The sequence below is a fragment of the Acetobacter ascendens genome, assembly GCF_001766235.1.
GTDB classification, from domain to species: Bacteria; Pseudomonadota; Alphaproteobacteria; order Acetobacterales; family Acetobacteraceae; genus Acetobacter; species Acetobacter ascendens.
In genome coordinates this window covers 868,131-894,768 of record NZ_CP015164.1, presented here as the reverse complement: position 1 = coordinate 894,768, position 26,638 = coordinate 868,131, and the positions used below count along the sequence as shown (strand labels likewise).

Here is a 26,638-nt window from a genome sequence, read left to right as displayed (position 1 = left end):
CCGTAGATTACGGAAACATTTATGCAGCCTCCTGATACGCGCACATTAAACACCGGAACCGATGCGCTTTCTCCCCAACAATGGAAAGAAGCCACCCGGTTTGATGGCACAGATATCGGCTGGATTGTCATGAGCATTGGCATGGCTATTGGTGCGGGCATTGTGTTTCTGCCCGTTCAGGTAGGGCTAATGGGCGTGTGGGTTTTTCTGCTGTCTGCTGTTGTTGGATACCCGGATATGATCTCCAGCTATCTGGGCCGGGGCTGGGGCACTTTGCTGGGAGCGCTGTATTTTGTCATGCTGGTTATCTGGATGTTTGTGTATGCCACCGCCATTACGCGGGATAGCGCATCTTACCTGCATAGCTTTGGCATAACGCAGCATCTGCTTTCCAATTATGCGTGGTACCCGCTTATTCTACTGACCGTTCTGGTAGGCTTGGCATCTCGCGGGGAAAAGCTGCTGTTCCGCGTGTCTTCCTTCATGGTCATCACCAAACTGCTGATTGTGGCGGCCATGGGTGTTTTCATGATCCCACGCTGGAACACCGCTCATCTTGGCGCATTACCACCCATTGGCACGTTGATAACAAAAGCCGTTATCACGCTGCCTTTTACGCTTACGTCCATTCTGTTTATTCAAACCCTCAGCCCTATGGTTATTTCCTACCGGGCGCGTGAAAAATCCCCAGAAGTGGCGCGTTACAAGGCCTTGCGGGCCATGAACATTGCTTTTGCAATCCTGTTTGTAACGGTTTTTTTCTATGCCATTTCCTTTACACTCGCCATGAAGCCGAGTGATGCCATTGCCGCGTATCAGCAGAACATCTCTGCTTTGGCCATTATTGCGCAGGTGTTTCCGGCAAGTTCTATTACGGCGTGTCGTCAGTTAAGCAGGATGATGATTGAGGCGAACTGTACGGCTGCGAGGAAGGTCGATTTCAGTTTATCGTAGCGGGTTGCGATAGCGCGAAACTGCTTGAGTTTATTGAAGAACCTCTCAACAAGGTTCCGTTCGCGGTAGAGAGAAAAATCGGTTTTCCGTCGTGTCGTTCTGTTGCGTTTTGGCGGGATGACCGGGGTAATCCCGCGCTGTATCAGCCGATCGATCAACCTGTCCGCGTCATACGCCTTGTCAGCAAGGAAAGCATCCGGTTCGATGTTTTCCAGAAGTGGTTCTGCCTGGGTGATATCGGCATCCTGTCCCGGTGTGATGCCGAGTTCCACTGGATTGCCCAGAGCGTCGCAGATGGCATGGATCTTTGTAGTTAGCCCGCCTCGTGATCGTCCGATGGCCTGATCCGTGCCCCTTTTTTGAGAGCTCCGGCACTATGCTGATGCGCTCGGACAATTGTGCTGTCGATCATCATGTATTCGTTGTCGTAATCAGCGGCCAGATAACGAAATATCCGTTCGATGACGCCGCTTTCACACCAGCGGCGCAGACGCCGGTGCACGTTTTTCCAGTCACCGAAACGGGCAGGAAGGTCGCGCCATGGAATACCCGCGCGATAGCGATACAGCACCGCCTCCACGAACAGACGGTTGTTCACCGCAGTGCCGCCGACATAGCCTTCTCGACCAGGAAGAAGATCCTTTATCCGCTCCCACTGGTCATCGCGTAAACTATAGCGCCGCATCTGTCTGTCTCCCCAAAAAAACGGGAAAACAGTCAGCACACGCAGACACAAAGTACAACCCTCACGTGCCACTCTCAGGGCTTAACTGACGACACGCCGTAGCCTTATTGGCGTTATTCTGAACCTTTTTGCCGTTATGACAGCATTTTTTGGAGTTTATCTTGGCTTTCGGGAAGCCAGCGTGGGTATTTTCAGTTCCATGCTCGGGCATTGGGTCAACCCCGGACATCTGCACCGCAACTGGGTTCAGTATGGCGTTATGGGGTTTGCCATTCTGCTTTCTTGGGGCGCGGTGGTTGCCAATTTGCCGGTGTTGTCTTTTACAACATTCAGCAGCCCAATTTTTGGTATTATTGGCTGTCTGTTACCCGTCTGGCTGGTGGTTAAAACGCCTGATCTGCGCAAATATCGCAAACCCAGCCTGACATTTATTACCCTGATAGGCCTTCTGCTGTGCATCTCACCCTTTTTGGCGTGGATGTGAAAAACACAACCTAACAAACCAGAGGGCGCATGTTTAAAAATGCACCCTCTGCGTAAATAATCAGGATTTTTTCACAAATTCTGATCTCAGATTCATGGCACCAAAACCGGCTATCTTACAAGCAATGTTGTGGCCATCGCCCGCATCCACCAGCCGAATGTTCTTAACCTTGGTGCCACCTTTAACAGCCTGAGAAGATCCTTTAATTTTCAGATCTTTCAAAACTGTTACCGTATCACCATCAGCAAGCTGGTTTCCGTTGGCATCCCGCACAACAGATGAATCTTCCGCTCCGGCAGTATCCGCTTGGGTTTCTTCATTCCATTCATGGGCACATTCCGGGCAAACCCACAAATTTCCATCATGATAGGGATACTCGGAACCACAAGAAGGGCACTTCATTTTATCATCCTTTAATTTCTCCATCTGAAATCCTGATCCTGAGGGGCAGGGCAGAAGGTGTTTTTGATAAATACCATTTATGATGGAGAACGCGAAATACCACGATGTTTATGTTTGAGGGAAATTGTGATGCCTTAAACCCGAACTCTCAATATCAACAGGCAAGAGGATATGGCAGATTACTGCCAGCCTTGAGGAACAGGAGAAGGTTTTCATGAAATCACGCGCTGCAGTTGCATTCAAACCGGGCCAGCCTCTGGAAATTGTTGAAATTGACGTAGCCCCCCCACAGACAGGGGAAGTTCTGGTTAAAATTCTGAACACAGGCGTTTGCCATACAGATGCCTTCACTCTTTCTGGCCAAGATCCAGAAGGGCTTTTTCCCGTTGTGCTGGGGCATGAAGGCGCGGGCATTGTGATGGAAGTGGGCGAAGGCGTTAGCAGCGTTAAGCCGGGAGATCACGTTATTCCGCTATATACGGCAGAATGCGGTAAGTGCGAGTTCTGCACCTCTGGCAAAACCAACTTGTGCATTGCCGTACGCGCCACGCAGGGCAAAGGCGTGATGCCCGATGGTACTAGCCGTTTTTCCTATAAAGGCCAACCGCTTTACCACTACATGGGGTGCTCCACCTTTAGTGAATACACTGTGGTAGCTGAAGTTTCCCTCGCCAAAGTCAACCCCAAATCCAACCCGGAACATGTATGCCTGCTGGGCTGTGGTGTGACCACTGGCATTGGGGCCGTACACAATACAGCCAAAGTGCAGGAAGGAGATTCCGTAGCTGTTTTTGGGTTAGGCGGTATCGGGCTGGCTGTTATTCAAGGTGCCCGCCAAGCTAAGGCTGGGCGTATTTTTGCTATTGATACCAACCCGGACAAGTTCGAATTGGCCAAGGCTTTTGGGGCCACGGATTTCATCAACCCCAAGGATTATGAGGCCCCCATTCAGCAGGTCATTATTGAAATGACAGGTTGGGGCGTGGATCACAGCTTTGAATGTATCGGCAATGTGGAAGTGATGCGCGCGGCCTTGGAATGCGCACACCGTGGCTGGGGCCAATCCGTTGTTATTGGCGTGGCCGGCGCTGGAAAGGAAATTTCCACCCGTCCGTTCCAGTTGGTAACTGGCCGTACGTGGAAAGGCACGGCGTTTGGCGGTGTTAAGGGCCGTACTCAGCTCCCCGGCATGGTGGAAGATGCCATGGCAGGCAAAATTGAGCTGGCCCCATTTGTAACACACACCATGCCGCTGGAAGACATCAACACAGCGTTTGATCTGATGCATGAAGGTAAATCTATTCGGAGTGTCATCCACTACACTCCGTAATATATCGGCCTGTGTTTACTGATTGTTTGGTTTACCCGGCTGATCAGTATGTTGGGCCGGTTTGTCTGATGATGGCGCGCTGTGTGGGGCATCCTGCGCAGGCGCATCGTCATCATCACCATCATCATCCTTGTTAAATTGCTCCATATTGAGGGATGACAGCGGCACACCCCGCAAAGGAGAGCGCTCTTCCACCGGAATTTCCGGGCCTTTGGCATCCCACGCGTCAATCGGCGGCAGAGGTTCTTGCGAGGGCTGATCTGCCAATGGGTTGTTATCCAACACCTGCCGCGTATTTTGCGGGTAGCGGTTCATAAAGCCCACTAAGGTGCCGTTCGTCCAACCAAAGCCAATCTGCATGGGGTATTCCCCACCACCTTTACCGCCTGTGGGGCTGATCTCGGTGGCGGAAACATCGTATTTTTCCAGCAACACACCACTGCGTTCAAAGATACCAATCACGCGGGCCATCCAGCGCCGTGCAATATCAGCCGCAAATTCATGATGCCCGTATTGTTCTAGCCCTTTAACGGCCATCCATTCCAACGGTGCCCAGCCATTTGGAGCATCCCACTGTTGGCCTGTTGGATGCTCGGTTGCCGTTAGGCCGCCCACATGCAGCAAGCGTGTTTTAAGCGTTTCGGCCACAGCATCAGCTTGGTTTACACTGGCCTGATGCAGGAATAGCGGCATGGACGTTGCAATGGATAAAATGTCCGTTTGCCGCCCGGTGCGCCAATTGTAATCAAAATAGGCCCCCTGTTTTTCGTTCCACAAAAACCGATTGATACCAGAACGCAAAATTTCTGCCTGTTGCGCGTAGTAGCTTGCCTTATCTTCCTGACCATTGAGCGCGTAGGCATGAGAGAGTGTCTGATCCAGATGTACCATCAGACAGTTCAACTCAATTGTCAGCAACGATGTCGTCTGGATTGTTGTCAGCGTTTTACCATCAGCCAGCCAGCGCGATGAAAAATCCCACCCGCTTTCTGCCGCAGCACGCAAATCACGCCAGACTTCGCCAGAAGGGCGGCTTGTTTCCTGCGCTGTGGCCATATCCTGCGGCCAGCTTTCATCACGCGGGGCGCTGCGTGTATCCCAATGGCGGAACATCAGGGTGCCATCTGGCAGGCGCACCACATGGTGCCGTGCCATACCCGGCGGCAGATTGGCGGCACCAAAGGTCCAGTAATCATATTCCTTCTGCAATTCTGGCAAGAAGGAAGTATAGGCAATCTGCCCATCGTGGCTGGCTAGCAAATCCAGCATAAGAGAAAAGAACGGCAAGCCAGAACGGCTTAGATAGTAGGTGCGGTTACCGTTGGGCATATGCCCGTACGTATTGATAAGCGATGCAATATCACGCACCATATCGCGCATGAGGTCTACATGATCATCCTCATACAGGCCGATCATGGTGAAGTAGCTATCCCAGTAATAAATCTCTGCAAACCGCCCACCCGGAACAATATATTTATAGGGCAGGGGCAACAGGGTGGACCATGACATGGCCACGTCTGGGTCTCGCGTAAGAACATCCCACATGCCGGAAATATAATCCCGCACGTTTTCATCCGGCTTGCGCGTATAGGCGGCAGAACGCAGGGCAGGGATGGTAAAATGATCTGTTACAAAGTCTTTAAGGTTAAAGCCCGGCTTGTCTTTTTCCTGCTTCCATAGTGCCACCAGATCGGTAGGAGAGCGATCGGGCACAATGTCCGAAACCACTTTGGGGTCTGTAAACATACGTGTTTGATGGATGGCTGCAAAAAGTCCATCAAACGCAATGGAGGGTGGGCGGATATCCTGTTCCACCACTGCTGGTGCTTCCGTTTTGCTTTTGGCCATAGCTTCTGGCGCTTTCGGCCCCTCCGGCTTTGGGGCTTCTGGCTGCACGCTCCCCGGCGGTAAAGGCGCCAGACTGAGCAATGGTTGCGCGCCTTCAGCATCCGCAGCGGCAGGCGTATCCTGCGCATACGCCACTGGCGCTGCGGTTAGAAGGGCAAGAAGCGCCACACTACATACAGGAAGAGTGCGCTTATAAAGAGAACCAGTAAAACAGGGCATACCAAAACATAGGCACTGCCCCTGCCTGCCTGCAAGTCGAAGATGATTGAAAAATGCGCCAGCCCTTAGTCCGCCTGCAGGGCTTCGCGCTTCATTTCCAGTTCCAGCCAACGTTCTTCAGATTCAGCCAGCTTGGTTTCCAGATTCTGTAAATCAGCCGAAATTTTCTCAAACTGCGCCGGGTTTTTTCCGTACAGGTCTGGGTCAGCCAGTTTTTCACGCAGCGTTGTGGCCTGCGCTTCCAGCTTTTCCATTTCTTTGGGCAGGTTATCCAGCGCGAACTGGTCCTTATAACTCAGCTTTTTAGCTGGGCCGCGTACTGGGGCTGCATCCTTGGGTTTGGAGGGTTCATTTTCCACCACAGCAGCCGTTGTAAGTGGTTTCTGGTGCCGTTGGGCCAGCATATCACTGTAGCCACCGGCATATTCTATCCAGTTACCATCTCCCTCTGTCGCCAGAACAGATGTGGCAACCCGATCCAGAAAATCACGATCATGGCTTACAAGCAGCACTGTGCCTTCATAACTGGACAGCATATCCTGCAAGATATCCAGTGTTTCCAGATCCAGATCGTTAGTCGGTTCGTCCAATACCAGCAGATTAGAGGGCTTGGCCAAGGCGCAGGCCAGCATCAAGCGCCCACGTTCTCCGCCAGAAAGGGCACTTACAGGTGTACGTGCCTGTTCAGGCCGAAAGAGAAAGTCTTTCATATACCCAATAACGTGGCGCTTTTCCGTGCCCACCAGAACCATATCACCGCCACCTTCAGTCAGGGTATCGGCCAAGGTGCTTTGTGGGTTTAGGCTCCGGCGCTGCTGATCCAGCGTCACCATATTGAGGGAGGGGCCAAGCGAGATTTTACCACTATCGGGTTGGTCCAGCCCTGTAAGCATACGCAGCAATGTGGTTTTGCCAGCACCGTTGGCGCCAACAATACCCAGCCGGTCTCCTCGCAGGATGCGCAGGTCCAGATGGCGGACGACCTGTTTTTCACCCCACGCTTTGCTGATATCTTCGGCCACGGCCACCAGCTTGCTGGACGTTGCGGCAGCCTGCGTGTTTAAGGTGAGGGTGCCGGGGACACGAATGGCCTCCTTACGGGCTGTGCGCAAATCTGCCAGTTCCCGCACGCGGCGCACGTTACGTTTACGGCGTGCCGTAACGCCATAACGCATCCAGTCTTCTTCACGCGCAATCTGCCTGTCCAGCTTGTGCGCATCGCGCTCTTCCTGTTCCAGAACTTCTTCACGCCAGGCTTCAAACCTTCCAAAGCCTTCATCAAGCCTGCGGGTAATCCCCCGATCTAGCCACACAACAGACCGTGAAAGCGTAGAAAGCAGCCGCCTATCATGGCTGATAATCACCATGGCGCAGCCAAGGCTCAGCAGTTCGCGCTCCAGCCATTCAATAGTGGGCATGTCCAGATGGTTAGTGGGCTCATCCAGCAGCAGCACATCAGGGGCTGCCGCCAGCACCCCGGCAATGGCGCAGCGCCGGCCTTCACCACCAGATAGGTTTTGCGTGTTTTCCTTGCCTGTAAGGCCCAGCGCATCCAGCAATGGCGCGGCTCGCCATGCCATATCCGGGTCTCCAATCTGGTCCACCACATAATCTGCCGTTGTAGCATAGGCGGTTAAATCCGGCTCCTGCGGTAGATAGCGCAGGGAAGCACCGGGCTGCACAAAAACAGAACCTGAATCCGGCTGAATAACGCCGGCTGCTATTTTGAGGAGAGTAGACTTACCCGAGCCGTTTCTGCCCACAAGGCACAGGCGCTCACCTCGCCCAACGGCAAAGCCCGCGCCATCCAAAAGTGGGTTCCCCCCCAGTGTAAGAGTGATGTCCTGAAGGTGGAGTAAAGGAGGATGCGCCATGCTTAGAAAAGATAATCCGTTTTATGAAAGAGCAATGGAATGCCAATGGAGTTATGCAGCCTGTGTGCGTGCGCTACTAACAGCCTGATACGTGGCAACGGCAAGGGTGAGGGGGTCAAACGGTTTGGTAATAACAAAGCTGGGTTCCATGGTTTCCCCAGTCAGCAAACGTTCGGGATACGCCGTTACATAAATCACCGGCACATTGAAGGAGGAGGTAATTTCTGCCACCGCCTGTATGCCATCTCCACCCGGACCAAGGTTGATATCTGCCAGAATAAGCCCCGGCTTGGTTTCTCTTGCCAATTTTACTGCATCGGCCTGTGTATGGGCTATGCCTGCAACCTGATGCCCACATTGCAGCACAAGCTGCTCAATATCCATGGCGATAATGGGTTCATCTTCAATAATCAGCACGGATGTTTGCACATTCTTGTGCAAGCGGCCCTGTGCGTCTTCCAATTCCTGCTCCGCCTGTTTGGCAGATACGCCTGTAATCCGTGCGGCCATTTCAACCGGCACCTCTTCCAGCGTAATCAAAAGCAGAAGCTGGCGCTGTGTTACAGAAAGCCCTGCAACATCATATTCAGCAGCAAACCCCTTGCGAGAAAACAGCCCTGAAATTGCCTCATAGAGCTGGTAAAGAGGTGTAAAGCCTTCCTTTAGTCGTTGCGCAGAAAGGCCGCGCAGGCTTTCGGCCACCAGCAGATCACCTTCTGGTTGGCTGCCTGTCAGCGCCCGCGCGTAACGTCTGCCATAAGGGAGGACCCGGATCAGGCCGTCACGCAGCGACTCTGACATGGCAAGTCTCCTTCATAATGGGTCATGACAAAAACATGCGAGAACGCGATGATGCACGCGCACCGGCTTTCCGGAAAGGGGATTTATCCTGACTCGCATTCCACATTCCACCCATGTTGCCACGCGGCGCACGTTTCGCACAGAACTTCTTGCAATTATCCCTGCATTACGTGGGTTTGCACGCTTTCTGGCGCGTGATTCCGCCATTGCCGATGATCTGGTGCAGGATACAATTGTGCGTGCTCTGGATAAGGCAGATAGCTTTGCACTTGGCACAAACCTGCGGGCGTGGTGCTTTGCCATTTTACGCAACCTCTTTTTAGAACAACATCGTCGGGGCCACAGGGAGCGCATTGCGCTGGAAGATTATGGCCACCAACCTGCGCCCACCTCCGAATCGTCTCCGCACACGCAAACAGAAATGCAGGAACTTGAAAGCCTGCTGTGGCAGATATCTCCACTCCTGCGTGAGGCTCTGGTGTTGGTAGGTGCGCAGGAGCTGACATACGCAGAAGCCGCAGAAATATGCGAAGTGGAAGTGGGCACCATGAAGGCGCGCGTTTCACGCGCACGGGCAGCGCTCAAGAAGGTCATGGCCGCGCAGGATCAAAAAAATGGACCAGAGAGCACATAAATTTACAGCTCTCGTTTTCGTGAACACTCGCTTGTTTTTGAATGTAACCTTTTCACTCCGCCAAACATTGAAGGGTTAAGAGATCCACAAGGCGGAGAACACAAAAAATGACAGCCTCTTTCCATGATCAGGTTATCGCTATCCTCCCCAAACTGCGCGTGCAGGCATTGGCACTCACCCGCAATCGTTCTGTAGCCGAAGATCTTGTGCAGGATACTGTGTGCAATGCTTTGGCGGCGCAGGACAGTTTTGTTATGGGCACCAATTTTGCCGCATGGATGCACCGTATTTTGCGTAACCGTTTTATCTCTGACCTCCGCAAAAAGCGTGAAGTTGGGAACATTGATGATACACCGCAATCCTTGTTGTCTGTCAGTGGACGACACGAGGATAGGTTGGCCCTGAAGGAACTGGATGCAGCGCTTGCACGGCTGCCAGACGACCAGCGGGAAGCTTTGGTCTTGGGAGTTCTGGAGGGGATGAGCTATCAAGAACTGGCAGACGTTGCCGGATGCGCTGTGGGTACAGCAAAAAGCCGGGTCTTTCGGGCACGCCGACAACTGGAAGTCTGGCTGATGGGGGAAGAAGACGGCGGTATTTCTGGCAAAACAGGCACAGAATCCACCACCCGAATTTCTTCAACCCGACGGAAAACCCGTGCGGCCCGGAACACAACGCGTAACGCACAGCAGACGGCATAAACGCAATGGCGTACGATACTGATGTTAGGGACCCAAAGCCCGCAGAGTCGTGCAAACAAAGCACTCAACAGGTCATGCCCGAATGGATGGCATGGCAGAAACCGGAGTTCAGGATGGGAAAAAGGAGAGACGACACCCACTCCCGAAAGCCGAAAAAAAAGCGGGATAAAGCTTTTGACCTCTGGCTGAAGCGTGGCCTGCACCAGATGTTCGACAATGTTGTGAATGAACCCGTACCTGAAGAGCTCCTAAAGCTTATTCAGGAGGATCGAGAAAAACAGGATTAAGCACTTTGCATATCAGTGGGCGAGGGGAAGGCCCTGCAAGCCGGGTAGCGGCCTCCCTTCTGTCTGGTTTAGGGCGTATTTTCAGCACCACAAGCGCACGGATGCGGCTGCTGATCTGCCTTTCGGCTGTTCCTGTTATTGCCATTGGCGCTGTATTAGCTCTCCATAATTATCGTGAAGTTACCCTTGGCAGTGCGCAGCGTGCTGGCAACGCTATTATGCGGCTGGACCTGCAATTCCGCCACGATACAGACAGATTGCGTAGCGCCCTTGAAACCATAGGCCATATGGATCTAACACCAGATCAGATCGTGCATGCTCTCCGGCTTATGGAAACCATTAGTGGGCAGCGCTACTGTTTTCTTTCCGTGTTGGATGATGAAGGAAAACCCATACAGTCTGTTTCTCCCCAAGGGCGGGGATGTGCGGAGGTAGGGGCACTCTCCACGCCAACCGATGTGCATTCCACATTACTTGAAGCTGTGCAGACCAGTGGCGGACCGGGGGAAGGTGGTGCTTTTTTGCGTATCACCGTGCCCGCAGGTTTTTTGGCCCTTCCTGAAGCACATGGTTACCTTATGGGTATTCTCCAGATATCTCGGCAAAGAGCCTATCTGGGCAGCGCCTCCGGCTGGCAGGTTTTTGCAGAAGATGACAACCCCATACAGGCATGGCTGCTTATGCATAATGGGCAATTGCTGCCTGTATGCTCGGATTGCGGATGGCAATCTCCGCCATCTTCCATTGTGCATGAACTCAAAAACGCGCTGGAAAACAGTGAGCGCAGTATTATCACGCTTCCCACCGGCCTTGGGGGCTATGCACTCGGCGCTATTGCAGGTGGTGCAGATATTCTTGTTTCCACCCAGCGCACATCTATGGAATCTGATGCCCTGCATACCATGATCCTTCAAATTGTAGGGTTGGTGCTACTGCTGGTTATCGGGCTTGTTGCCGTTACGTTGGCCGCCAATATTGTGTTGATAGGCCCATTGCGCCGCCTCACATACTCCGTGCAGAAATGGCAGATGGAAGGGATTTTTGATGCACGCATTACCCGCTCCATGCCGCTTGAACTGCAACGTCTTGGGCAGGCTTTTACGCGTGCCACACGCCGCCTTTCTCGCCATGAGGCACGGCTTAAAAAGGCAATGGCGCATAAGCAACTGCTGATGAAGGAAGTGCATCACCGCGTTAAGAACAATCTCCAGATTGTGGCCTCCTTGCTTAACCTCCAGGCCAATCAGATTGAACACCCGGAGGTACGGGCTGAATTTGCCCTCGCGCGGGATAGAATTCGCGCATTGGCAACACTGCATCGAACACTCTATGTAGAAGATGCCCTGAACAGCCTGAACATGTCTGCCTTTCTGAAAGAGCTTTGTGAGCAGACACTCCACATTGCCGGAGAATCTGAATCTGGACGCATTACGCTGGACGTGATTTCAGACAGTTTTTGGATGGACCCGGATCAGGCAGTACCACTTGCGCTGATCGTTACGGAGATTATCACCAACTCCATTAAATATGCTTTTCCGGATGGCCAGAAAGGCACTATTTTTGTGCGCCTGCACCGCAGCCACGGGCAACTTACTTTACAAGTTGGAGATAACGGCGTGGGATGCGCGTGGGAAGATCCGCCGGTACATCAAGGCATTGGGCTTAAACTTATTCATGCATTTGCACGCCAACTCAAAGCCACGCTGATATATCAAGGCGAAGGCGGCGTGCAATATACACTGGTGATGCGCCTGCCAGAAAACCCGTCAGAGATCAAAAAATAAGGCAAAAAATGCGCGCTATGCCCAGATTGCAGCGGGGGATGGCTTTCTAAACTGTTTGCGTCTTGCGCCTGTCGGTATAAAAGCCTTGTGTTATGAGCAACGAGAAAGCAGCAATCCGCAACTGGACACGGACACAATCGCGTCTGGGGCGTCAGGCAGCGCGATCAGTGGTTGGAGCCGGGCTGCTCTCCAGTCTTGTCGGTATAGGGCAGGTCTGGTGTGTGGCCGTTGTGCTGGGGCATGCCCTGGTTAACTGGAAGATGGCAGATGCCGCAGGCGGCCCTATGCCTGTATGGCCTTTTCTGGCCTTTCCGGTTCTGGCCATTCTACGCGCTTTGGTTATGGTTCAGGCCGATACAGGTGCCGCACGTGCAGGCATTGCCGCACGCCGCCGGTTGCGTGGAGAGGTTCTGGCCTCTGTTCTTACAGGTGGGCCTGCACTTTTGCGCCGTGTGCATAGTGGTGTGCTCGCCTCTACCATTGTGGATAGAGTAGAAGCGCTAGACGGTTTTTTTGGCCGCTGGATCCCGGCCTCTATTCTATGGATTGCAGCACCCGTTGCCATTCTTATTCCCATAGCCTTTGTGCAGCCACATGCAGCACTGGTTTTGGGCCTATGTGGTATAGCTGTACCTTTCGGACAGGCTTTGTTCGGCATTGGGGCGGCTGTGGCCTCCCGCAATCAGTTTCTGGCCATGACACGCCTGCAAGCCCGTTTTCTGGACCGCGTTAAAGGCATTGCCACCATTGTTCTGGCAGGCCGTGCGGAAGATGAAACACGTAAGCTGGGCGATGCCGCAGAAGAACTGCGCCAGCGCACCATGAAGGTGCTGCGGGTCGCCTTCCTGTCTTCCGCCTCTATCGACTGCGCCATGGTTGTTGCTCTTATTGCCATTGCCATTATGGATGGCCGGCAGGCTCTGGCCCTACAGGCGGAGGGAAGTGCTCCAGCATTGGTGCATGCCGTTACAGCAGGGCTATTTGTTCTGCTGGCTGTGCCGGAATTTTTTGCGCCCTTGCGTGGTTTGGCTCTTGCCTATCAGGATCGGGCACACGCCCAAGGGTCTGCTACAGCCGTTCTGGAACTACCTGAAGCTCAGGAACGCTCTGCGCCGGAGGGCGCGCGCACCGTGAACGCCAATGGTGTGATGGTATCCTTCGATGATGTCAGCTTTTCATGGGATCCAGCGCGTGGTCTGGCGCTAGATCATGTCAGCTTTACCGTACCTGCAGGTGAAACCCTGATTCTGGCGGGAGCTTCTGGCTCGGGCAAATCCACCATCATGGAGTTGCTGCTCGGCTTTATTCAGCCCGATACTGGGCGCGTGCTGTTTAACGGCGCGCCGCTGGATAGTATTGTGCCGGACGCACTGGCCCGCATGGTTTCATGGATTGGGCAAAAACCCGTTCTGTTTGCTGGCACGCTGCGCGAGAACATTCTGTTTGCAAAACCCGATGCCAGTGATGCCGAACTTCAGGCTGCACTGAAATCTGCTGCGGTTGACCAGTTCTTGCCCAGCCTGCCCGAAGGGCTTGAAACCCGAATTGGGGAAGGTGGGTTTGGTCTTTCTGGCGGGCAGGCCCAGCGTATTGCCATTGCCCGCGCTTATCTGAAAAATGCCCCGGTGCTGCTGTTGGATGAACCCACAGCGCATCTGGACCCGGCAACAGAAAAAAGCGTGTTTGAAAGCCTGCAGCGCTTGGCCGTAGGCCGCACCGTTATTCTGGCCACGCATTCTGCCGCAGTGCATATGTTCAAAGGCCGCCGTATAGATCTGGCCGGTGGCCGCGTTATCAGCCGACAGGGAGCAGCCTGAGCATGACCTCTCTCCCTAACCCACGCCCCACAGGGGAACTGACAGACTGGCAAGCTATACGCACCGTTTTTGCACTTTGGCGCAAACAGGGTATTCGCCTTGCGGGTGGCATTGTTCTGGCTCTGCTAGCTTTGGCTTTTGGGCTAGCGCTCATGCAAACCTCCGGGCTGCGTCTGGCCGGTTGCGTTATGGGTGAAATTGTTATTGCCACAACCGCCTTGCGCTGGATTGGTGCAGGTCGAGTAATCTTGCGTTATGCAGAACGCCTGTTCGCACATGATGCCATGTTCCGCGCGCTGGCTGATTTGCGTGTATGGTTTTTCCGCTCTCTCGCACAGGGCGCGGCTGCCGGCCTGGGTTTCCGCCGGGCAGGGGATATGCTCTCCCGTCTTGTTTCAGATATTGGAACGCTAGATGGGCTATACCTGCGTATTGTAATGCCGCTTATCTGTGCCTGCGTTACATTTCCGGCTCTCGTTATTATTGCGGGCCATGCCAGTATGCTGCTGGGCCTTGTTGTGGGGCTTTTGTTTGCCTGCTCTGCCTTTGTAGTGCCTTGGATGATTGCGCGTTCCAGCCGCGCATCAGCCAGCCAGATTGTGCATCATTTGGCGCATTTGCGCATTACGGTGCTGGATCTAGTAGGTGGTCTGCGTGAAATCCGTGCTTTTGGCGCAGAAGGCCGTATGCTGGCACGTGTGCAGGCGGCAGATGCTGCGCTGTTGCAAGATCAACTCCGTCTGGCTCGGCGGGCTGCTTTTGCCAATGCCATGGCCTTTCTGGCTGGACAGATTGCCGTGTTTGCCGTGCTGTTGAGCATTGGCGGGCTATTTGCAGAACATATTCCTGCCCTTGAAGGTGTGGGCGTTCTGTTCCTAACCGTTGCAGCTTTTGAAAGTGCCGCTGCATTAACCCGCGCCGGGCTGCAGGCTGGCGCAATGGGGGCCGCAGCGCGCCGCGTGGTAGAAGTGGCTGAACAGCCTTCTGCCATCACCATTCCAGCCTCTGAACAGACAGATGCACCACTAGACACTCATATTCATATAGAAGGCGTAAAATTCCGCTGGGCTGCAAATCGCCCTTGGGTGTTTGATGGCCTTACGCTGGATATTCCTGCCGGTGCACGTGTGGCTATTCTGGGGCCATCAGGCGTGGGCAAATCCAGTCTTGCGGCTCTGCTCCTTAAAGCTGCCACCCCAGAAGCCGGAACAATTACACTGGGTGGAGAAGATATTTCCCATATTAAGGCAGACTCTCTGCGCCAACGTATCGCGTGGCTTTCCCAAGCCACCCATCTGTTTGATGATACCATCCGCGCTAACCTGCTGCTGGGCCGCCCAGATGCCACGGAAGAAGACCTGTGGCAGGCGTTGGAAGAAGCCGCCATTGCAGATGTGGTACGTAACCTGCCAGAAGGACTGGATACGTGGCTGGGTGAAGGCGGTGTTCGGCTATCTGGCGGGCAGGGGCGGCGTATTGCACTGGCCCGCACATTGCTAACGCAAGCCCCTATCATGATTTTGGATGAACCTGCCACCGGGCTGGATGCCCAGACCGAACAAGAATTCCTGCGCACACTCAATACCGTTACAGAAGGCCGTACGGTTATCCTTATTGCGCACCGCCTGACAGGTGTGGAAAAGCTGGACCGTATCTGGCGGCTTTCTGCCGGAATTGCCAAGGCCGCCGTTGCATAAGCAAATATGTTGACGTAACGGCCCCAGCAGGGCACCTGTTAGGAAATAATGACATATCTTGATTAGGACATTTTATATGCGCCGCTTGCTTCCTGTTGCTGGTCTCTGCCTTCTGGCTGCCTGTGCTGGCAATGCACCACGCAAATACGTGGTTTTCTTCTCTGCTCGTTCAACAGAGCTGGATGACAATGCTCGCAATGTCCTGTTGCAGGTGGCAGACGAATCCAGAAAGCATCCTTCCCGCATCGTAAAGGTGGAAGGTTACGCACATGCAGGGCCTGATCTTTCTGCCGATGCCCTTCTGGCCATTCAGCGCGCCAAGGCTGTTGCCCAGCAGTTGAGCGAAGATGGCGTAGCGGGTGATCATATCGCCCAAACCCCACGCGCACCTTCCAGCAGCGAAGGCATGCAGGTTGGCTCCCGCCGTGTGGAGATCGAACTGGCCAACCCCTGATAGAATGACAGAAACCGGCTCCATATCCACGCCCTCTCAGTTTTCACATAGCAGGCTGGAACGAGACCGGTTTGCTGGCAAACCGCCGCAGGAAGTTCTGCAGGCAGTTTTTGGCTTTCCGGGTTTCCGCAGCCTTCAAACGCAAGCTGTTGAATGCGTTATGGAAGGCAGAGATACACTGGTGCTTATGCCCACCGGCGGCGGCAAAAGTGTCTGTTACCAAATACCCGCCCTCTGCCGCGAAGGCATGGGGCTGGTTATTTCCCCCCTTATTGCTTTGATGGATGATCAGGTTGCGGGCCTGCGCCAGCTTGGCATCAATGCCGCTGCCCTCCATTCTGAACTGGAAGGGGATGAAGCCGCCAAAATCCGCTCCGATCTGGCAAATGGGCGGATAGACCTGCTGTATATCTCCCCAGAACGGCTCCTTTCATCTGGCACGCTAGACCGGCTGGTGCGCATACCGCTTTCGGTTATTGCTATTGATGAAGCGCATTGCATTTCTGCATGGGGGCATGAGTTCCGGCCAGAATATCGCGCACTTACAGCACTGCCGCGCCATTTTCCGCATGTGCCACGCATTGCCCTTACCGCCACAGCAGATGAGCGCACGCGAGAAGATATTCTGGTAGCGCTGGATATGCCGCACGCTGAAGTGCTGGTTTCCAGCTTTCACCGGCCTAACCTCAATATTTCCGTACAGCCCAAAGCGTCTGAAACGCGCCAGCTTATTACAGCACTGGAGCGGCATAAGGATGCCGCCAGCATTGTGTATTGCGGCAGCCGTGCCCGTACAGAGCGCATGGCCGCTTCTCTGCGTGAACGTGGGTGGCCCGCCTTGGCCTATCACGCGGGGCTTTCCCCCATAGAAAAACGCGCCGCATTGCTGCGGTTTCGTTCTGGTGAACCCCTTGTTATTGTGGCCACTATTGCCTTTGGCATGGGTATAGACAGGCCAGACGTACGCGCCGTTGTGCATTTGGATATGCCATCCTCACCAGAGGCCTATTACCAGCAAATTGGCCGAGCCGGGCGCGATGGCCTGCCGTCTGACACACTTCTGCTTTACGGCGGGGAAGACATGGCCCGTGCCCGCTACTGGCTAGATCAATCTGCCGCACCAGAAAGCGAAAAGCGGATTATGCGCAGCCGGTTGGAAGCCATGATCGCGCTGACCGAAACCACAGGCTGCCGTACCCGTGCCTTACTGCACTGTTTTGGTGAGGAACTGGCCGAACCCTGTGGCCATTGTGATAACTGCCTACACCCGGTGTTGACATTTGATGGCACCGAAGCCGCTCGTAAGCTGCTTTCTGCTGTGTATCGCACAGGGCAATGTTTTGGTGCACTGCATGTTATCGGTGTATTGCGCGGCAAAACCACAGAAGCCATTACGCGGAGTGGGCATGAAAAGCTGACCGTATGGGGCATCGGCAAGGATAAAAGCGAGCAATTCTGGCGTGGTGTAGTGCGCCAGCTTATTGCCCGTGGAGCCTTACGCACAGAGGGCCAATACGGTGGCCTGATTTTAAACCAGAATGTTGCCCGCCCCATTTTACGTGGGGAAGAAGAAATTCACTTGCGGGCAGATCCTGTAGTGGAAACAACCAGCCGTTTATCAGATCGCGGCAGCCAAAGCGCAGGCATCGCCCTTACAGAAGACAGTAAAGCCCTGTTTGATGCACTGCGCCAATGGCGTCGGGAAGAAGCGCAGGAGCAGGAAATTCCGCCTTACGTTATTTTCCATGATTCCGTGTTGCGCGATATCGCCATGGAAAAACCCTCAGACTTGGATGAACTGGGCGATATCAAAGGGGTAGGGCGCTCCAAGCTGGAACGGTACGGAGAAGCCGTGCTGGAGGTTCTTGAAACAGCGCAGGCATGACTCAGGCAGTGCAACAACGTCGGTTTCGTATTCTCAAGCTGGTGCAGCAGCATGGCTATGCAACCAGTGAAGATTTGGCACGTGAACTCAATGTTACGGTGCAAACCGTGCGGCGAGACGTTAACACCATGGCTGCACAGGGGCTTCTGGCACGTCATCATGGTGGAGCAAGCTCTCTTTCGCCTTCAGAAAATATTTCCTATTCCGATCGGCAGATCCTGAACCTGCGTGAAAAAGAAGCCATTGGGCGTGATGCCGCACAGGCTATTCCCAACGGGGCTTCGCTTTTCATCAACATTGGTACAACCACAGAAGCCTTTGCCCAGTCTCTCCGCACCCATAAGGCACTACGGGTTATTACCAACAATATTCATGTGGCAACGCTTCTGGCTCCCGCTCCTGAATGTAGCCTGATTATTACAGGCGGGCATGTGCGCCTGCGTGATGGTGGCATAGTCGGCCCCACAGCCGCCGCCATGATTGAGCAATACCGGGCAGATTTTGGCGTTATAGGCATTAGCGGCATAGATGAAGACGGCACATTGCTGGATTTTGATGCCGATGAAATTAACGCAGCGCAGGCTATCCTACGCAATGCGCGCACCGTTTTTTTATTAGCAGATCATACCAAATTCCGCCGCAGACCCATGGCACGCGTAGGGCACATTACTCAGGTTAACGCGTTTTATACCGATCAACCACCGCCAGCGGGCATTCGCACCCTGCTAAAAGAACATGATGTAAAACTGCATATTGCACAGCCATGAGCCATTATTTTCGTAAAGGAAAGCGGGAAGGGCCGTTAAAAACCGCCATATGGCCATATTGACGCCATTCTTCTTGCGTTTTCTTTTCGAATACGAATAAAAGACAGAAGTTTGCGTTCTGACCGAAACCGGAAGAAACCATGACCACACCTACTGCATCTCCCGCCCGCATTTATGATCTGCTCATTGTTGGAGGAGGGGTAAACGGCGCAGGCATCGCACGAGATGCTGTTGGCCGTGGTGCCTCTGTTCTGCTGGTGGAACAGGATGACCTTGCCAGCTATACATCATCTTCCAGCACAAAGCTGATTCACGGCGGCCTACGTTACCTGGAATATTACGAATTCCGCTTGGTGCGCGAAGCCCTGATGGAACGCGAACGCCTGCTGAAGATGGCTCCGCACATCATGTGGCCGCTCCGGTTCGTGCTGCCGCATTCCAAGCTGGTGCGCCCGGCATGGATGCTCAAGGCTGGTCTGTTCCTTTACGATCACCTTGCTTCCAACATGACACTGCCCAAGTCTCGCGGCATTGATTTCCGCACGCATTCATCTGGTGCGGCTCTAAAGCCGGAATACACCAAAGGCTTTGTGTATTCCGATGGTTGGGTGCAGGACAGCCGGCTTGTGGTGCTGAACGCCATGGATGCCGCAGAGCGCGGTGCAGATGTGCGCACACGCACACGCCTGATTGCCGCCAGCCGTGCCAACGGCGTGTGGGAAGCCACACTGGAAGACCGCTCAACCGGTAAAACCACAACTGTGCGCGCCAAGGCGCTGGTCAACGCTGCTGGCCCATGGGTTGCGCGCCTGCTGGCCGATACGCTGAAGATCCCGAATTCCAAATCTGTTCGGTTGGTCAAGGGCAGCCACATTATTGTGCCACGCGTGTATGAAGGCCCACAGGCTTACATCTTCCAGAACCCGGATAAGCGTATTGTGTTCGCTATTCCGTATGAACAGAAGTTCACGCTGATCGGCACCACCGATATTCCGTGGAAGCAGGAACCGGGCAAAGTGGAAATCGCGCCCGATGAAGTGACTTACCTGTGTGAAAGCGTAAACCGCTATCTGAACGTGCAGGTGAAAGAAAGCGATGTGGTATGGAGCTACGCTGGCCTGCGCCCGCTGTATGATGATGCCTCTGCCAACGCCTCTGCGGTAACGCGTGATTACGTTCTGGATCTGGATACGCAGGATGGTGCACCGCTGCTTTCCATCTTTGGCGGCAAGATCACCACATACCGCAAGCTTGCCGAACACGCGCTGGAGAAACTGGCACCTGTTCTGCCCGCAGTAGGTGGCCAGAGCTGGACTGCACAAGAAGTTTTGCCCGGTGGTGACTTAGGTGATGGCGGGTTTGATCAGGCTCTGGCACGCCTGCGCCGCACGGCACCGTGGTTGCCAGAAGGTCTTGCATGGCGCCTGATGCGCAATTATGGCAGCCGGACCTACGAAATTATTGGCGAGGCCAATAGCATGCAGGATATGGGCGATGTGCTGGGCGGTGACTTGACATCGCGTGAAGTAGATTATCTGATTTCTCGCGAATGGGCGCGCTCAGCAGAAGATGTTCTGTGGCGCCGCAGCAAGCTGGGTCTGCATCTGAACGATGCAGAAAAAGCCAATGTTGAAGCATATGTCGGGAAGAAACTTGCCTGATATCTGAGAACCATAGATACGTCCTTTCCAACAAGAAAAATAATAATGAGGAAGGTCATGGAAAAAACAGGAAAAGCCCTGCTTGGGGAAATGATAGCCGAATGTCTGGCTGTTATGATTATAGTGACTATTGGGGATTCAGTGGCAGCAATGTTCTCGCTGTATGATCCCAGCCCCTACAAGCAGGCTTACTGGGGTGTTGCCATTACATGGGGGCTAGCCGTTACGCTGGCCATCTATGTCACTGGTTCTGTATCGGGCACGCATGCCAACCCAGCCGTTACGCTGGCTTTGGCATGCTACCGTGGTTTTTCTTGGAAAAAAGTTGTGCCTTACTGGGTGGCGCAAGTTGGTGGCGGCTTTTTAGGTGCCTCGCTTGTGTATGCCCTGTACGGCTCTGTTATCCAGCATTATGCGCTCGCCAATCATCTGGATTGGGTGAATGATGGCGCAGCTTCTGGCGTTTTCTTTACCCATCCCGGTGATTTTGTAACCCCAATTCATGCCATGATGAATGAGGTTATTCTGACCGCCATTTTGGTGCTGGGTATTTTTGCTATTACCTGTGAATACAATACCGTGGCCCCACAGGCTAATTCTGGTGCGCTAATTATTGGCTTGCTGGTGGCCGTTCTGGGCGCATCTTCCGGCTTTCTGGAAGGCTGGGCCCTTAACCCTGCGCGAGATCTTGGGCCGCGCATTTTCTGTTTTGTTGCAGGATGGGGACGTGCTGCGTTTCCTTCCCCCGGCAATTATTGGTGGATGCCTATTGCTGGCCCCATGGCGGGCGGTTTAGTGGGTGCCACACTTTACCAGACACTTCTCTGCCCATTTATGCCCGCAAGGGCCCGGGTGACCACGACGGCGGCAGACTGACCGCAACACGCAGAAGGATACTCCTTAATGAATAAGCAAGACTGTGTCCTGGCTATTGATCAGGGAACGACATCAACACGCAGCATTGTCTTTGATCGTGATGCGCAGGAACTCGCCGCCGCCAGAGAGGAGTTTGCACAGCATTACCCCAAGGCTGGTTGGGTAGAACACTGCCCGGAAGATATCTGGAAAGATGTCGTTAACACCGCACGCACAGCGCTGGAAAAATCTGGCGCGGCAGATCGGGTGGCAGGCATTGGCATTACCAACCAGCGCGAAACCATTGTGGTATGGGAACGCGCCACAGGCAAGCCTATCCATCGCGCCATTGTTTGGCAGGATCGGCGCACAGCCAATGTATGCCAGAAACTGCGTGATGAAGGCGCAGAAACACTGGTGCGCGAACGCACCGGGCTTTTGATTGACCCATATTTTTCTGCCACCAAGCTGGCATGGCTGCTGGATAACGTACCTCAGGCCCGCGAGCGCGCAGAAAAAGGTGAACTGGCTTTTGGCACCATTGATTCCTTCATTCTGTGGCGCCTGACAGGCGGCAAGGTACATGCAACGGATGTCACCAACGCATCCCGCACCATGCTGTTTGATATCCATCGCCAACAGTGGGATGAAGACCTTCTGCGCCTTTTCCGCGTACCTGCGGCACTTCTGCCAGAAGTAAAAGATAGTAGCTGCATTTATGGTGAAACCGTGCCGGAACTGTTCGGTCGGCCCATTCCTATTGCAGGTATTGCAGGGGATCAGCAGGCCGCTGTAGTGGGGCAGGCATGTTTTACACCCGGCATGGCCAAGGCCACCTACGGTACGGGCTGCTTTTTGCTGCTGAATACGGGGGATAAACCCGTAACATCACGCAACCGCATGCTCACCACCATTGCCTATCGTATTAATGGCAAAACCACCTATGCGCTGGAAGGCTCCATTTTTGTGGCTGGTGCAGCCATCAAGTGGCTACGTGATGGGTTGCATCTGATCACCCATGCATCTCAAACCGATGATATGGCCACACGTGTGCCAGACAGCCACGGTGTTTACATGGTGCCGGGCTTTGTGGGCCTAGGCGCCCCGCATTGGGATCCGGACGCACGTGGGCTTATCTGCGGCCTTACGCTGGATTCAAGTGCTGCGCATATTGCCCGTGCAGCTTTGGAATCCGTGGCCTATCAGACGCTCGATCTGGTTACAGCCATGATGCAGGATGGCGGTGGCACCACAGATAGCATTCGCGTAGATGGCGGCATGTCTGCCAATGACTGGTACTGCCAGTTTCTTGCAGACATGCTGCAGGCCAAGGTGGAACGCCCACGCAACGTGGAAACCACTGCTCTGGGCGCAGGCTTTCTGGCAGGCATTGCAACAGGTGTGTGGGATAGCGAGCAGACTGTGGCTTCCGAATGGGCTCGGGGCTCTCTGTTTGAACCTAAAATGGAAAATGAACAGCGCCGCACCATGATTGCCGGATGGCATCAGGCGGTTAAGCGCACCCTTAGCACCTATACAGGCAACTGAACCTAAAGTTTCTGGCAGGAAGCACTTTCCTGCCAGAACTGCGCTTTGCTGAAATAAGACGTGATCAGTCTGGTTTATGATCACTTTCTGCATCTGTGCCTGCATCCTGAACAGGAATAGATACAGTTTTTGAAGACCCACCCATAAATGTAAATGTAAACTGCACATTCTGATTGGCGCGCACATTGTTAGAAAGCCCAAAGCAGAGCAGATGATATCCACCCGGCGGAAACACCAGTGTGGAATTGCCCGGTAGGGCAAGGTGGGTGAACAGCACTCGGGTGCCCCCTGTACTTTCCTGATCGGCATGGTGCCCGACCAGTTTCTGGCACACAGGGGAACTTACTCCCGTAAGCAGGTGCGCTGTTTCACTGGCATTGGAAAGAGCAAAATAAACCGTTGCAGGCTCTCCTTCCGGTGCCAGATGCAGAGATGTATCAAATATGGTAATATCTTTTTGAGCATCCGCCTGCTCGGGCAAAACGGGCAGAGGAGGCTGATTATCGGCCCATGCCCGCGGCACGGCATAGGTTGAACAAGAAAGAGCTGCGCAGAACAGAACAGCAAAATGGCTGCGTTTCATAATTTCTCCATCCAGATGGACCGCCACATGGTATGGACGAAACGGCCCAAAAGAAATAAGTGGTGCCTTTACATACGCGCTCTTTTAACAACAGAAAACGCCAGCCAAAAATGCGCCTGAGGGAAGGTTGATACCACCATGCGTTGCCCTTTTTGCGGGAACCCAGATAGTCAGGTCAAGGACAGTCGCCCCAATGAGGAAGGGCTGGCCATTCGGCGGCGGCGTGCATGCCTGTCCTGCGGGCAGCGTTTTACCACAGTAGAACGCGTGCAACTGCGTGAACTGGTTGTGGTGAAAAACGATGGCAGGCGCGCCCCCTTTGACCGGGAAAAAATTGCACGCTCCATCCGCATTGCCCTGCGCAAACGCCCTGTTTCCGAAGAACAGATTGAGCAGATTGTAACCGGCATTGTGCGCCAGCTTGAAGGAAACGGGGAAACCGAGGTGACATCCACCCGCATTGGTGAACTGGCCATGGATGCCCTTAAGGAAGTGGATGGCGTTGGATATGTGCGGTTTGCAAGCGTGTACCGCGATTTTACGGAAGCCAAGGATTTTTCGGAAATTCTGAACCTTATGGAATCAGGTGGCGCACCAGCCCCCGGAAAAGACTAGACCTTAGAACAGAAAAGCGCCATGAAACCCGGCTTTGCAACTGCCGGGCAGGAGGGATGGATGACAGAACTACAGGATGAACCCCGTTTGAAAGGGGCGCAACGGCCCCGCACGGCAGCACGCGTTGCCGCTGTGCAGGCCCTGTTCCAGATTGACCAGAATGGAGACCGCCCAGAAAACGTTATTGAGCAGTTTCTGGTCCATCGGTTTGGCACAACGCTGGATGGTGCAAGCTATGAAGATGGTTGCATTCCAGAAGCCGATACGCAGCTTTTCAGCCATATTGTACGGCTAGTAACCTCCATTCGCACGCAGGTTACGCAGGAAGTTGAAAAAACGCTTCCAGAAACATGGCCTATTGCACGGCTGGACCCCGTATTGCGCGCATTGCTTTTAGCTGCCGCAGCAGAAGCAACAGAGGGCGATGCGCCTGCTCCCGTGCTGATCAATGAATACATGGACGTGGCCCATGCGTTCTTCTCTGGTGACGAACCGCGCCTTGTGAACGGCGTTCTGGATACGCTTTTCAAACGTCTGGCGGCTGAACGAGACCATGATACAGAACAAACCCAGCAGCCAGACTGATCTGCCGCAGGAATTTGCGTTTATCCGGCAGCACTTTTCTGCTCTGGCTGGTGCTGCTGCCCTTGAATTAAGGGATGATGCCGCTGTTTTTACGCCGCCAGAAGGGCGGGAGTTAGTGATTGCAGCGGATGGCATGGTGGAAAATGTTCACTTTCTGCCAGATGATCCACCAGAAACCATTGGCCGCAAGCTGCTACGCTGCAATTTATCTGATCTGGCTGCCATGGGCAGCCGCCCGGAAGGTTGGCTGCTTACGTTTGCACGACCGCCTCATATTACCGAACAGTGGGTAGCGCAGTTCTGCAAGGGGCTGAAAGCGGATCAGGAGCAATTTGGGCTTCAGCTACTAGGGGGTGATACCACGTCCACCCGTGGCCCACTGGTGTTATCCCTAACCATTCTGGGCTCTGTGTTACCGGGGCAAGCCATCCGCCGACAAGGCGCGCAGGCAGGCGATGGTTTATGGGTTACTGGCACCATTGGTGATGGCGCCTTAGGCTTACGTGCCCTTCAGGGTGAAATATCTGATCCATCCGGATATCTGGCACAGCGTTACCGTCTGCCGCAGCCCCGTATTGGTTTGCCCTTATATGGCCTAGCCTCTGCCGCCATGGATATTTCAGACGGTTTGCTACAGGATGCAGGGCATCTTGCGCGTGAAAACACACTGCATGTGACAATCCACGCAGATACAGTGCCTCTATCAGACGCAGCCCGCCAAGCCGGCCTAAAATGGCTGGAAACCTGCCTGACTGGCGGTGATGATTATGAGATCTTATTTGTCGTCCCTGCTCAGCACGAATCTGCGCTGCTAAAAAAAGGCGCGTTAGATACTGTCTGTGGTCCCGTAAAAGTAACCCGTATAGGGGAATTTACGCGGGAATCTACAGGCGTAACGGTTCTGGATAGCGCAGGCAAAAACCTGCAATTCCGTTCCCACGGGTGGAGCCACCTTTAGGCGTTCCACCCGCCAGAGCGCGGTTTATTCCGTCAAAAGTTTTTCGTACATCCGGTGCCGTTTGTAAGGCGTGGGAGAAATGCGCTCAATCAGCTTGCGCAGGCCTTCATGCGTTTCCAGCACCCAACCAAGCTCAATGCTGCGATAAGGCAGCACGTGGCCGCGCTTCATCAACTCATCAATAATCAGGGCAGGGAGCATGGCGCGCAGGGCGGTGGCGAGGTACTTTTTGCGCACACCCAGCAGCACAACACGCGCAGACCGGAAATCATGGCTGACCACGCGTGAAGCCAGCTTGAGCCAGCCAAGCGGAGAGGGCGCACCACCCAGATCACCACTGATATCAAACATGTTGGGAATAACCAGCGCAATGGCTGCGGGTTCTCCGGCCACTTCAGCCAGCACATACTGTTCTGGCCGCAAAATGGGCTTAAGCGCCTTGAGCAGGCTTTTCACCTCATCTTGCGTAAGTGGAATATTCCCCCATGTATCAGACCACGCGTCATTATAGATTTCGCGCAGGATTTCGGCGTCTTCATTTACCTTGTCCTTACGTAGCCCGCGCATGGTGATAGCCCCCAGACGCTGCCGAATATTGGCAGGTATCTGGTTTGCACGTTCGGCAGAAGGACTGGTTTCCATCCGGTAAGACAGCAAATCCACAGCACGCTTAAACCCAGCGGCCTCAACCGCAGGGCCAAGAGTTTTGGGGTGCCACGGTATGCCAATCATGGGGGGCTCATCCTGCCCTTCCACCATAATCCCGGATTCACCATTGCTATTCAGTGTCCACGGGCCACGTATGCGCTCAATTTTGCGCAGCTTCAGCCATTGCGCGGCGGCTTCAAGCAATGGGGCTACACATTCAGGCTCCAGCGTATCCAGCGCGCCAAAAAAGCCAGTACGCGGGCCGGGCTGCTTAAGAGCCAAGGCGTCTATCTGGGCAGATATACGCCCAATGGGCTTTCCATTCCGCCACGCCAGAAAATAACAAGCAAAGCCGTGCTCAAAAAATGGGGCATGCGTGGGTGAAAAAATATCCCGCTGCTCCATATCTAAAGAAGGCACATAACTCGGCAAGCCATCGTAAAGAAGGCGTGGAAGTTTTATAAAGAGAGAAAGCTGGCGTGAACCCGAAACAGGTGTAACCGTAATCTGAGTGGGGGAAGACATTGCCACTCCGTTGTGTGAAAGCCAAAAGCCAGTGGGT

General features: G+C 54.0%; 25 protein-coding genes. 18 read left to right on the top strand and 7 right to left on the bottom strand.

Annotation, left to right across the window (positions count from 1 at the left end; translation table 11 throughout):
- Positions 1–21: 21 nt before the first annotated feature.
- Positions 22–954, top strand: coding sequence for an amino acid permease (locus A4S02_RS04345; protein ID WP_228142447.1), 933 nt, complete (start codon positions 22–24; stop codon positions 952–954).
- Here A4S02_RS04345 and A4S02_RS14780 read toward each other — a convergent pair.
- Positions 885–1,639, bottom strand: a protein-coding gene (locus A4S02_RS14780; RefSeq protein ID WP_087651418.1) for an IS5 family transposase whose coding sequence is annotated in 2 segments (ribosomal slippage) — positions 885–1,300 and positions 1,300–1,639 — 756 coding nt in all. Because the reading frame shifts where the segments join, the coding sequence is not laid out codon by codon here. The two genes, A4S02_RS04345 and A4S02_RS14780, sit on opposite strands and share 70 nt — an antisense overlap.
- Before the next feature lie 136 nt (positions 1,640–1,775).
- Here A4S02_RS14780 and A4S02_RS04335 point away from each other — a divergent pair.
- Complete coding sequence (locus A4S02_RS04335; protein ID WP_070323055.1) at positions 1,776–2,123, top strand: amino acid permease; 348 nt, start codon at positions 1,776–1,778, stop codon at positions 2,121–2,123.
- A gap of 60 nt (positions 2,124–2,183) precedes the next feature.
- Here A4S02_RS04335 and A4S02_RS04330 read toward each other — a convergent pair whose 3' ends face one another.
- Positions 2,184–2,525 (bottom strand): zinc ribbon domain-containing protein YjdM, encoded by a 342-nt coding sequence (locus A4S02_RS04330; protein ID WP_070324176.1) that lies wholly within the window; start codon positions 2,523–2,525, stop codon positions 2,184–2,186.
- 214 nt (positions 2,526–2,739) lie between these two features.
- On the opposite strand from A4S02_RS04330, the gene A4S02_RS04325 reads away from it, so the two are divergent.
- Entirely contained in the window at positions 2,740–3,855 is a 1,116-nt protein-coding gene (locus A4S02_RS04325; RefSeq protein ID WP_070323054.1) for an S-(hydroxymethyl)glutathione dehydrogenase/class III alcohol dehydrogenase, read from the top strand.
- A gap of 15 nt (positions 3,856–3,870) precedes the next feature.
- Here the strand turns inward: A4S02_RS04325 and treF are convergent, their stop codons facing one another.
- From treF to A4S02_RS04310, 3 genes are all read right to left on the bottom strand, one after another.
- Positions 3,871–5,922 (bottom strand): alpha,alpha-trehalase TreF, encoded by a 2,052-nt coding sequence (treF, locus tag A4S02_RS04320; protein ID WP_070323053.1) that lies wholly within the window; start codon positions 5,920–5,922, stop codon positions 3,871–3,873.
- 65 nt (positions 5,923–5,987) lie between these two features.
- Positions 5,988–7,796: an ABC-F family ATP-binding cassette domain-containing protein gene (locus tag A4S02_RS04315; RefSeq protein WP_070323052.1), complete on the bottom strand. Its 1,809-nt coding sequence runs from the start codon at positions 7,794–7,796 to the stop codon at positions 5,988–5,990.
- Positions 7,797–7,847: 51 nt separating this feature from the next.
- The gene (locus A4S02_RS04310) at positions 7,848–8,597 is read right to left on the bottom strand and encodes a response regulator (RefSeq protein ID WP_070323051.1); all 750 of its coding nucleotides are present in this window, start codon (positions 8,595–8,597) and stop codon (positions 7,848–7,850) included.
- Between the two features lie 187 nt (positions 8,598–8,784).
- Between A4S02_RS04310 and A4S02_RS04305 the strand changes: the two genes are divergently transcribed.
- The 12 genes from A4S02_RS04305 (at position 8,785) to glpK (ending at position 22,687) form a co-directional block, all read left to right on the top strand.
- Positions 8,785–9,231 carry a sigma-70 family RNA polymerase sigma factor gene (locus tag A4S02_RS04305; protein ID WP_070323050.1) on the top strand — a complete coding sequence of 149 codons (447 nt, stop codon included), beginning with the start codon at positions 8,785–8,787 and terminating at the stop codon, positions 9,229–9,231.
- Between the two features lie 107 nt (positions 9,232–9,338).
- Positions 9,339–9,932, top strand: a complete 594-nt coding sequence (locus A4S02_RS04300; RefSeq protein ID WP_019090335.1) for a sigma-70 family RNA polymerase sigma factor — start codon at positions 9,339–9,341, stop codon at positions 9,930–9,932.
- Between the two features lie 74 nt (positions 9,933–10,006).
- Positions 10,007–10,219 (top strand): NepR family anti-sigma factor, encoded by a 213-nt coding sequence (locus A4S02_RS04295; RefSeq protein ID WP_228142446.1) that lies wholly within the window; start codon positions 10,007–10,009, stop codon positions 10,217–10,219.
- Positions 10,220–10,320: 101 nt separating this feature from the next.
- A complete protein-coding gene (locus A4S02_RS04290; RefSeq protein WP_070324175.1) occupies positions 10,321–12,003 on the top strand; it encodes a sensor histidine kinase in 1,683 nt (560 codons plus the stop codon).
- Positions 12,004–12,095: 92 nt separating this feature from the next.
- Complete coding sequence (gene cydD / locus A4S02_RS04285) at positions 12,096–13,820, top strand: thiol reductant ABC exporter subunit CydD (protein ID WP_070323049.1); 1,725 nt, start codon at positions 12,096–12,098, stop codon at positions 13,818–13,820.
- 2 nt (positions 13,821–13,822) lie between these two features.
- Positions 13,823–15,517 (top strand): thiol reductant ABC exporter subunit CydC, encoded by a 1,695-nt coding sequence (gene cydC, locus A4S02_RS04280; RefSeq protein WP_070323048.1) that lies wholly within the window; start codon positions 13,823–13,825, stop codon positions 15,515–15,517.
- A gap of 76 nt (positions 15,518–15,593) precedes the next feature.
- The gene (locus A4S02_RS04275) at positions 15,594–15,971 is read left to right on the top strand and encodes an OmpA family protein (protein ID WP_019090330.1); all 378 of its coding nucleotides are present in this window, start codon (positions 15,594–15,596) and stop codon (positions 15,969–15,971) included.
- Between the two features lie 4 nt (positions 15,972–15,975).
- Positions 15,976–17,856: a DNA helicase RecQ gene (gene recQ / locus A4S02_RS04270; RefSeq protein ID WP_070323047.1), complete on the top strand. Its 1,881-nt coding sequence runs from the start codon at positions 15,976–15,978 to the stop codon at positions 17,854–17,856.
- The gene (locus tag A4S02_RS04265; protein WP_019090328.1) at positions 17,853–18,623 is read left to right on the top strand and encodes a DeoR/GlpR family DNA-binding transcription regulator; all 771 of its coding nucleotides are present in this window, start codon (positions 17,853–17,855) and stop codon (positions 18,621–18,623) included. The genes recQ and A4S02_RS04265 overlap by 4 nt, the downstream gene beginning before the upstream one ends.
- Positions 18,624–18,763: 140 nt before the next feature.
- The gene (glpD, locus tag A4S02_RS04260) at positions 18,764–20,284 is read left to right on the top strand and encodes a glycerol-3-phosphate dehydrogenase (protein WP_019090327.1); all 1,521 of its coding nucleotides are present in this window, start codon (positions 18,764–18,766) and stop codon (positions 20,282–20,284) included.
- A gap of 45 nt (positions 20,285–20,329) precedes the next feature.
- The gene (locus tag A4S02_RS04255) at positions 20,330–21,160 is read left to right on the top strand and encodes an MIP/aquaporin family protein (RefSeq protein WP_082246745.1); all 831 of its coding nucleotides are present in this window, start codon (positions 20,330–20,332) and stop codon (positions 21,158–21,160) included.
- Between the two features lie 27 nt (positions 21,161–21,187).
- Entirely contained in the window at positions 21,188–22,687 is a 1,500-nt protein-coding gene (glpK, locus tag A4S02_RS04250; RefSeq protein WP_070323045.1) for a glycerol kinase GlpK, read from the top strand.
- Positions 22,688–22,751: 64 nt separating this feature from the next.
- Here glpK and A4S02_RS04245 read toward each other — a convergent pair whose 3' ends face one another.
- Entirely contained in the window at positions 22,752–23,270 is a 519-nt protein-coding gene (locus A4S02_RS04245; RefSeq protein ID WP_019090324.1) for a copper chaperone PCu(A)C, read from the bottom strand.
- 138 nt (positions 23,271–23,408) lie between these two features.
- On the opposite strand from A4S02_RS04245, the gene nrdR reads away from it, so the two are divergent.
- Genes nrdR through thiL form a run of 3 tightly spaced genes read left to right on the top strand, consistent with a single transcriptional unit; the run spans position 23,409 to position 25,428 of the window.
- Positions 23,409–23,885, top strand: coding sequence for a transcriptional regulator NrdR (gene nrdR / locus A4S02_RS04240; RefSeq protein WP_006115317.1), 477 nt, complete (start codon positions 23,409–23,411; stop codon positions 23,883–23,885).
- Between the two features lie 60 nt (positions 23,886–23,945).
- Entirely contained in the window at positions 23,946–24,470 is a 525-nt protein-coding gene (nusB, locus tag A4S02_RS04235; protein ID WP_026019509.1) for a transcription antitermination factor NusB, read from the top strand.
- Positions 24,439–25,428 (top strand): thiamine-phosphate kinase, encoded by a 990-nt coding sequence (gene thiL, locus A4S02_RS04230; protein ID WP_070323044.1) that lies wholly within the window; start codon positions 24,439–24,441, stop codon positions 25,426–25,428. Before nusB ends, thiL begins: the two co-directional genes overlap by 32 nt.
- Before the next feature lie 24 nt (positions 25,429–25,452).
- Here the strand turns inward: thiL and A4S02_RS04225 are convergent, their stop codons facing one another.
- A complete protein-coding gene (locus A4S02_RS04225) occupies positions 25,453–26,601 on the bottom strand; it encodes a hypothetical protein (RefSeq protein ID WP_070323043.1) in 1,149 nt (382 codons plus the stop codon).
- Between the last annotated feature and the right edge of the window lie 37 nt (positions 26,602–26,638).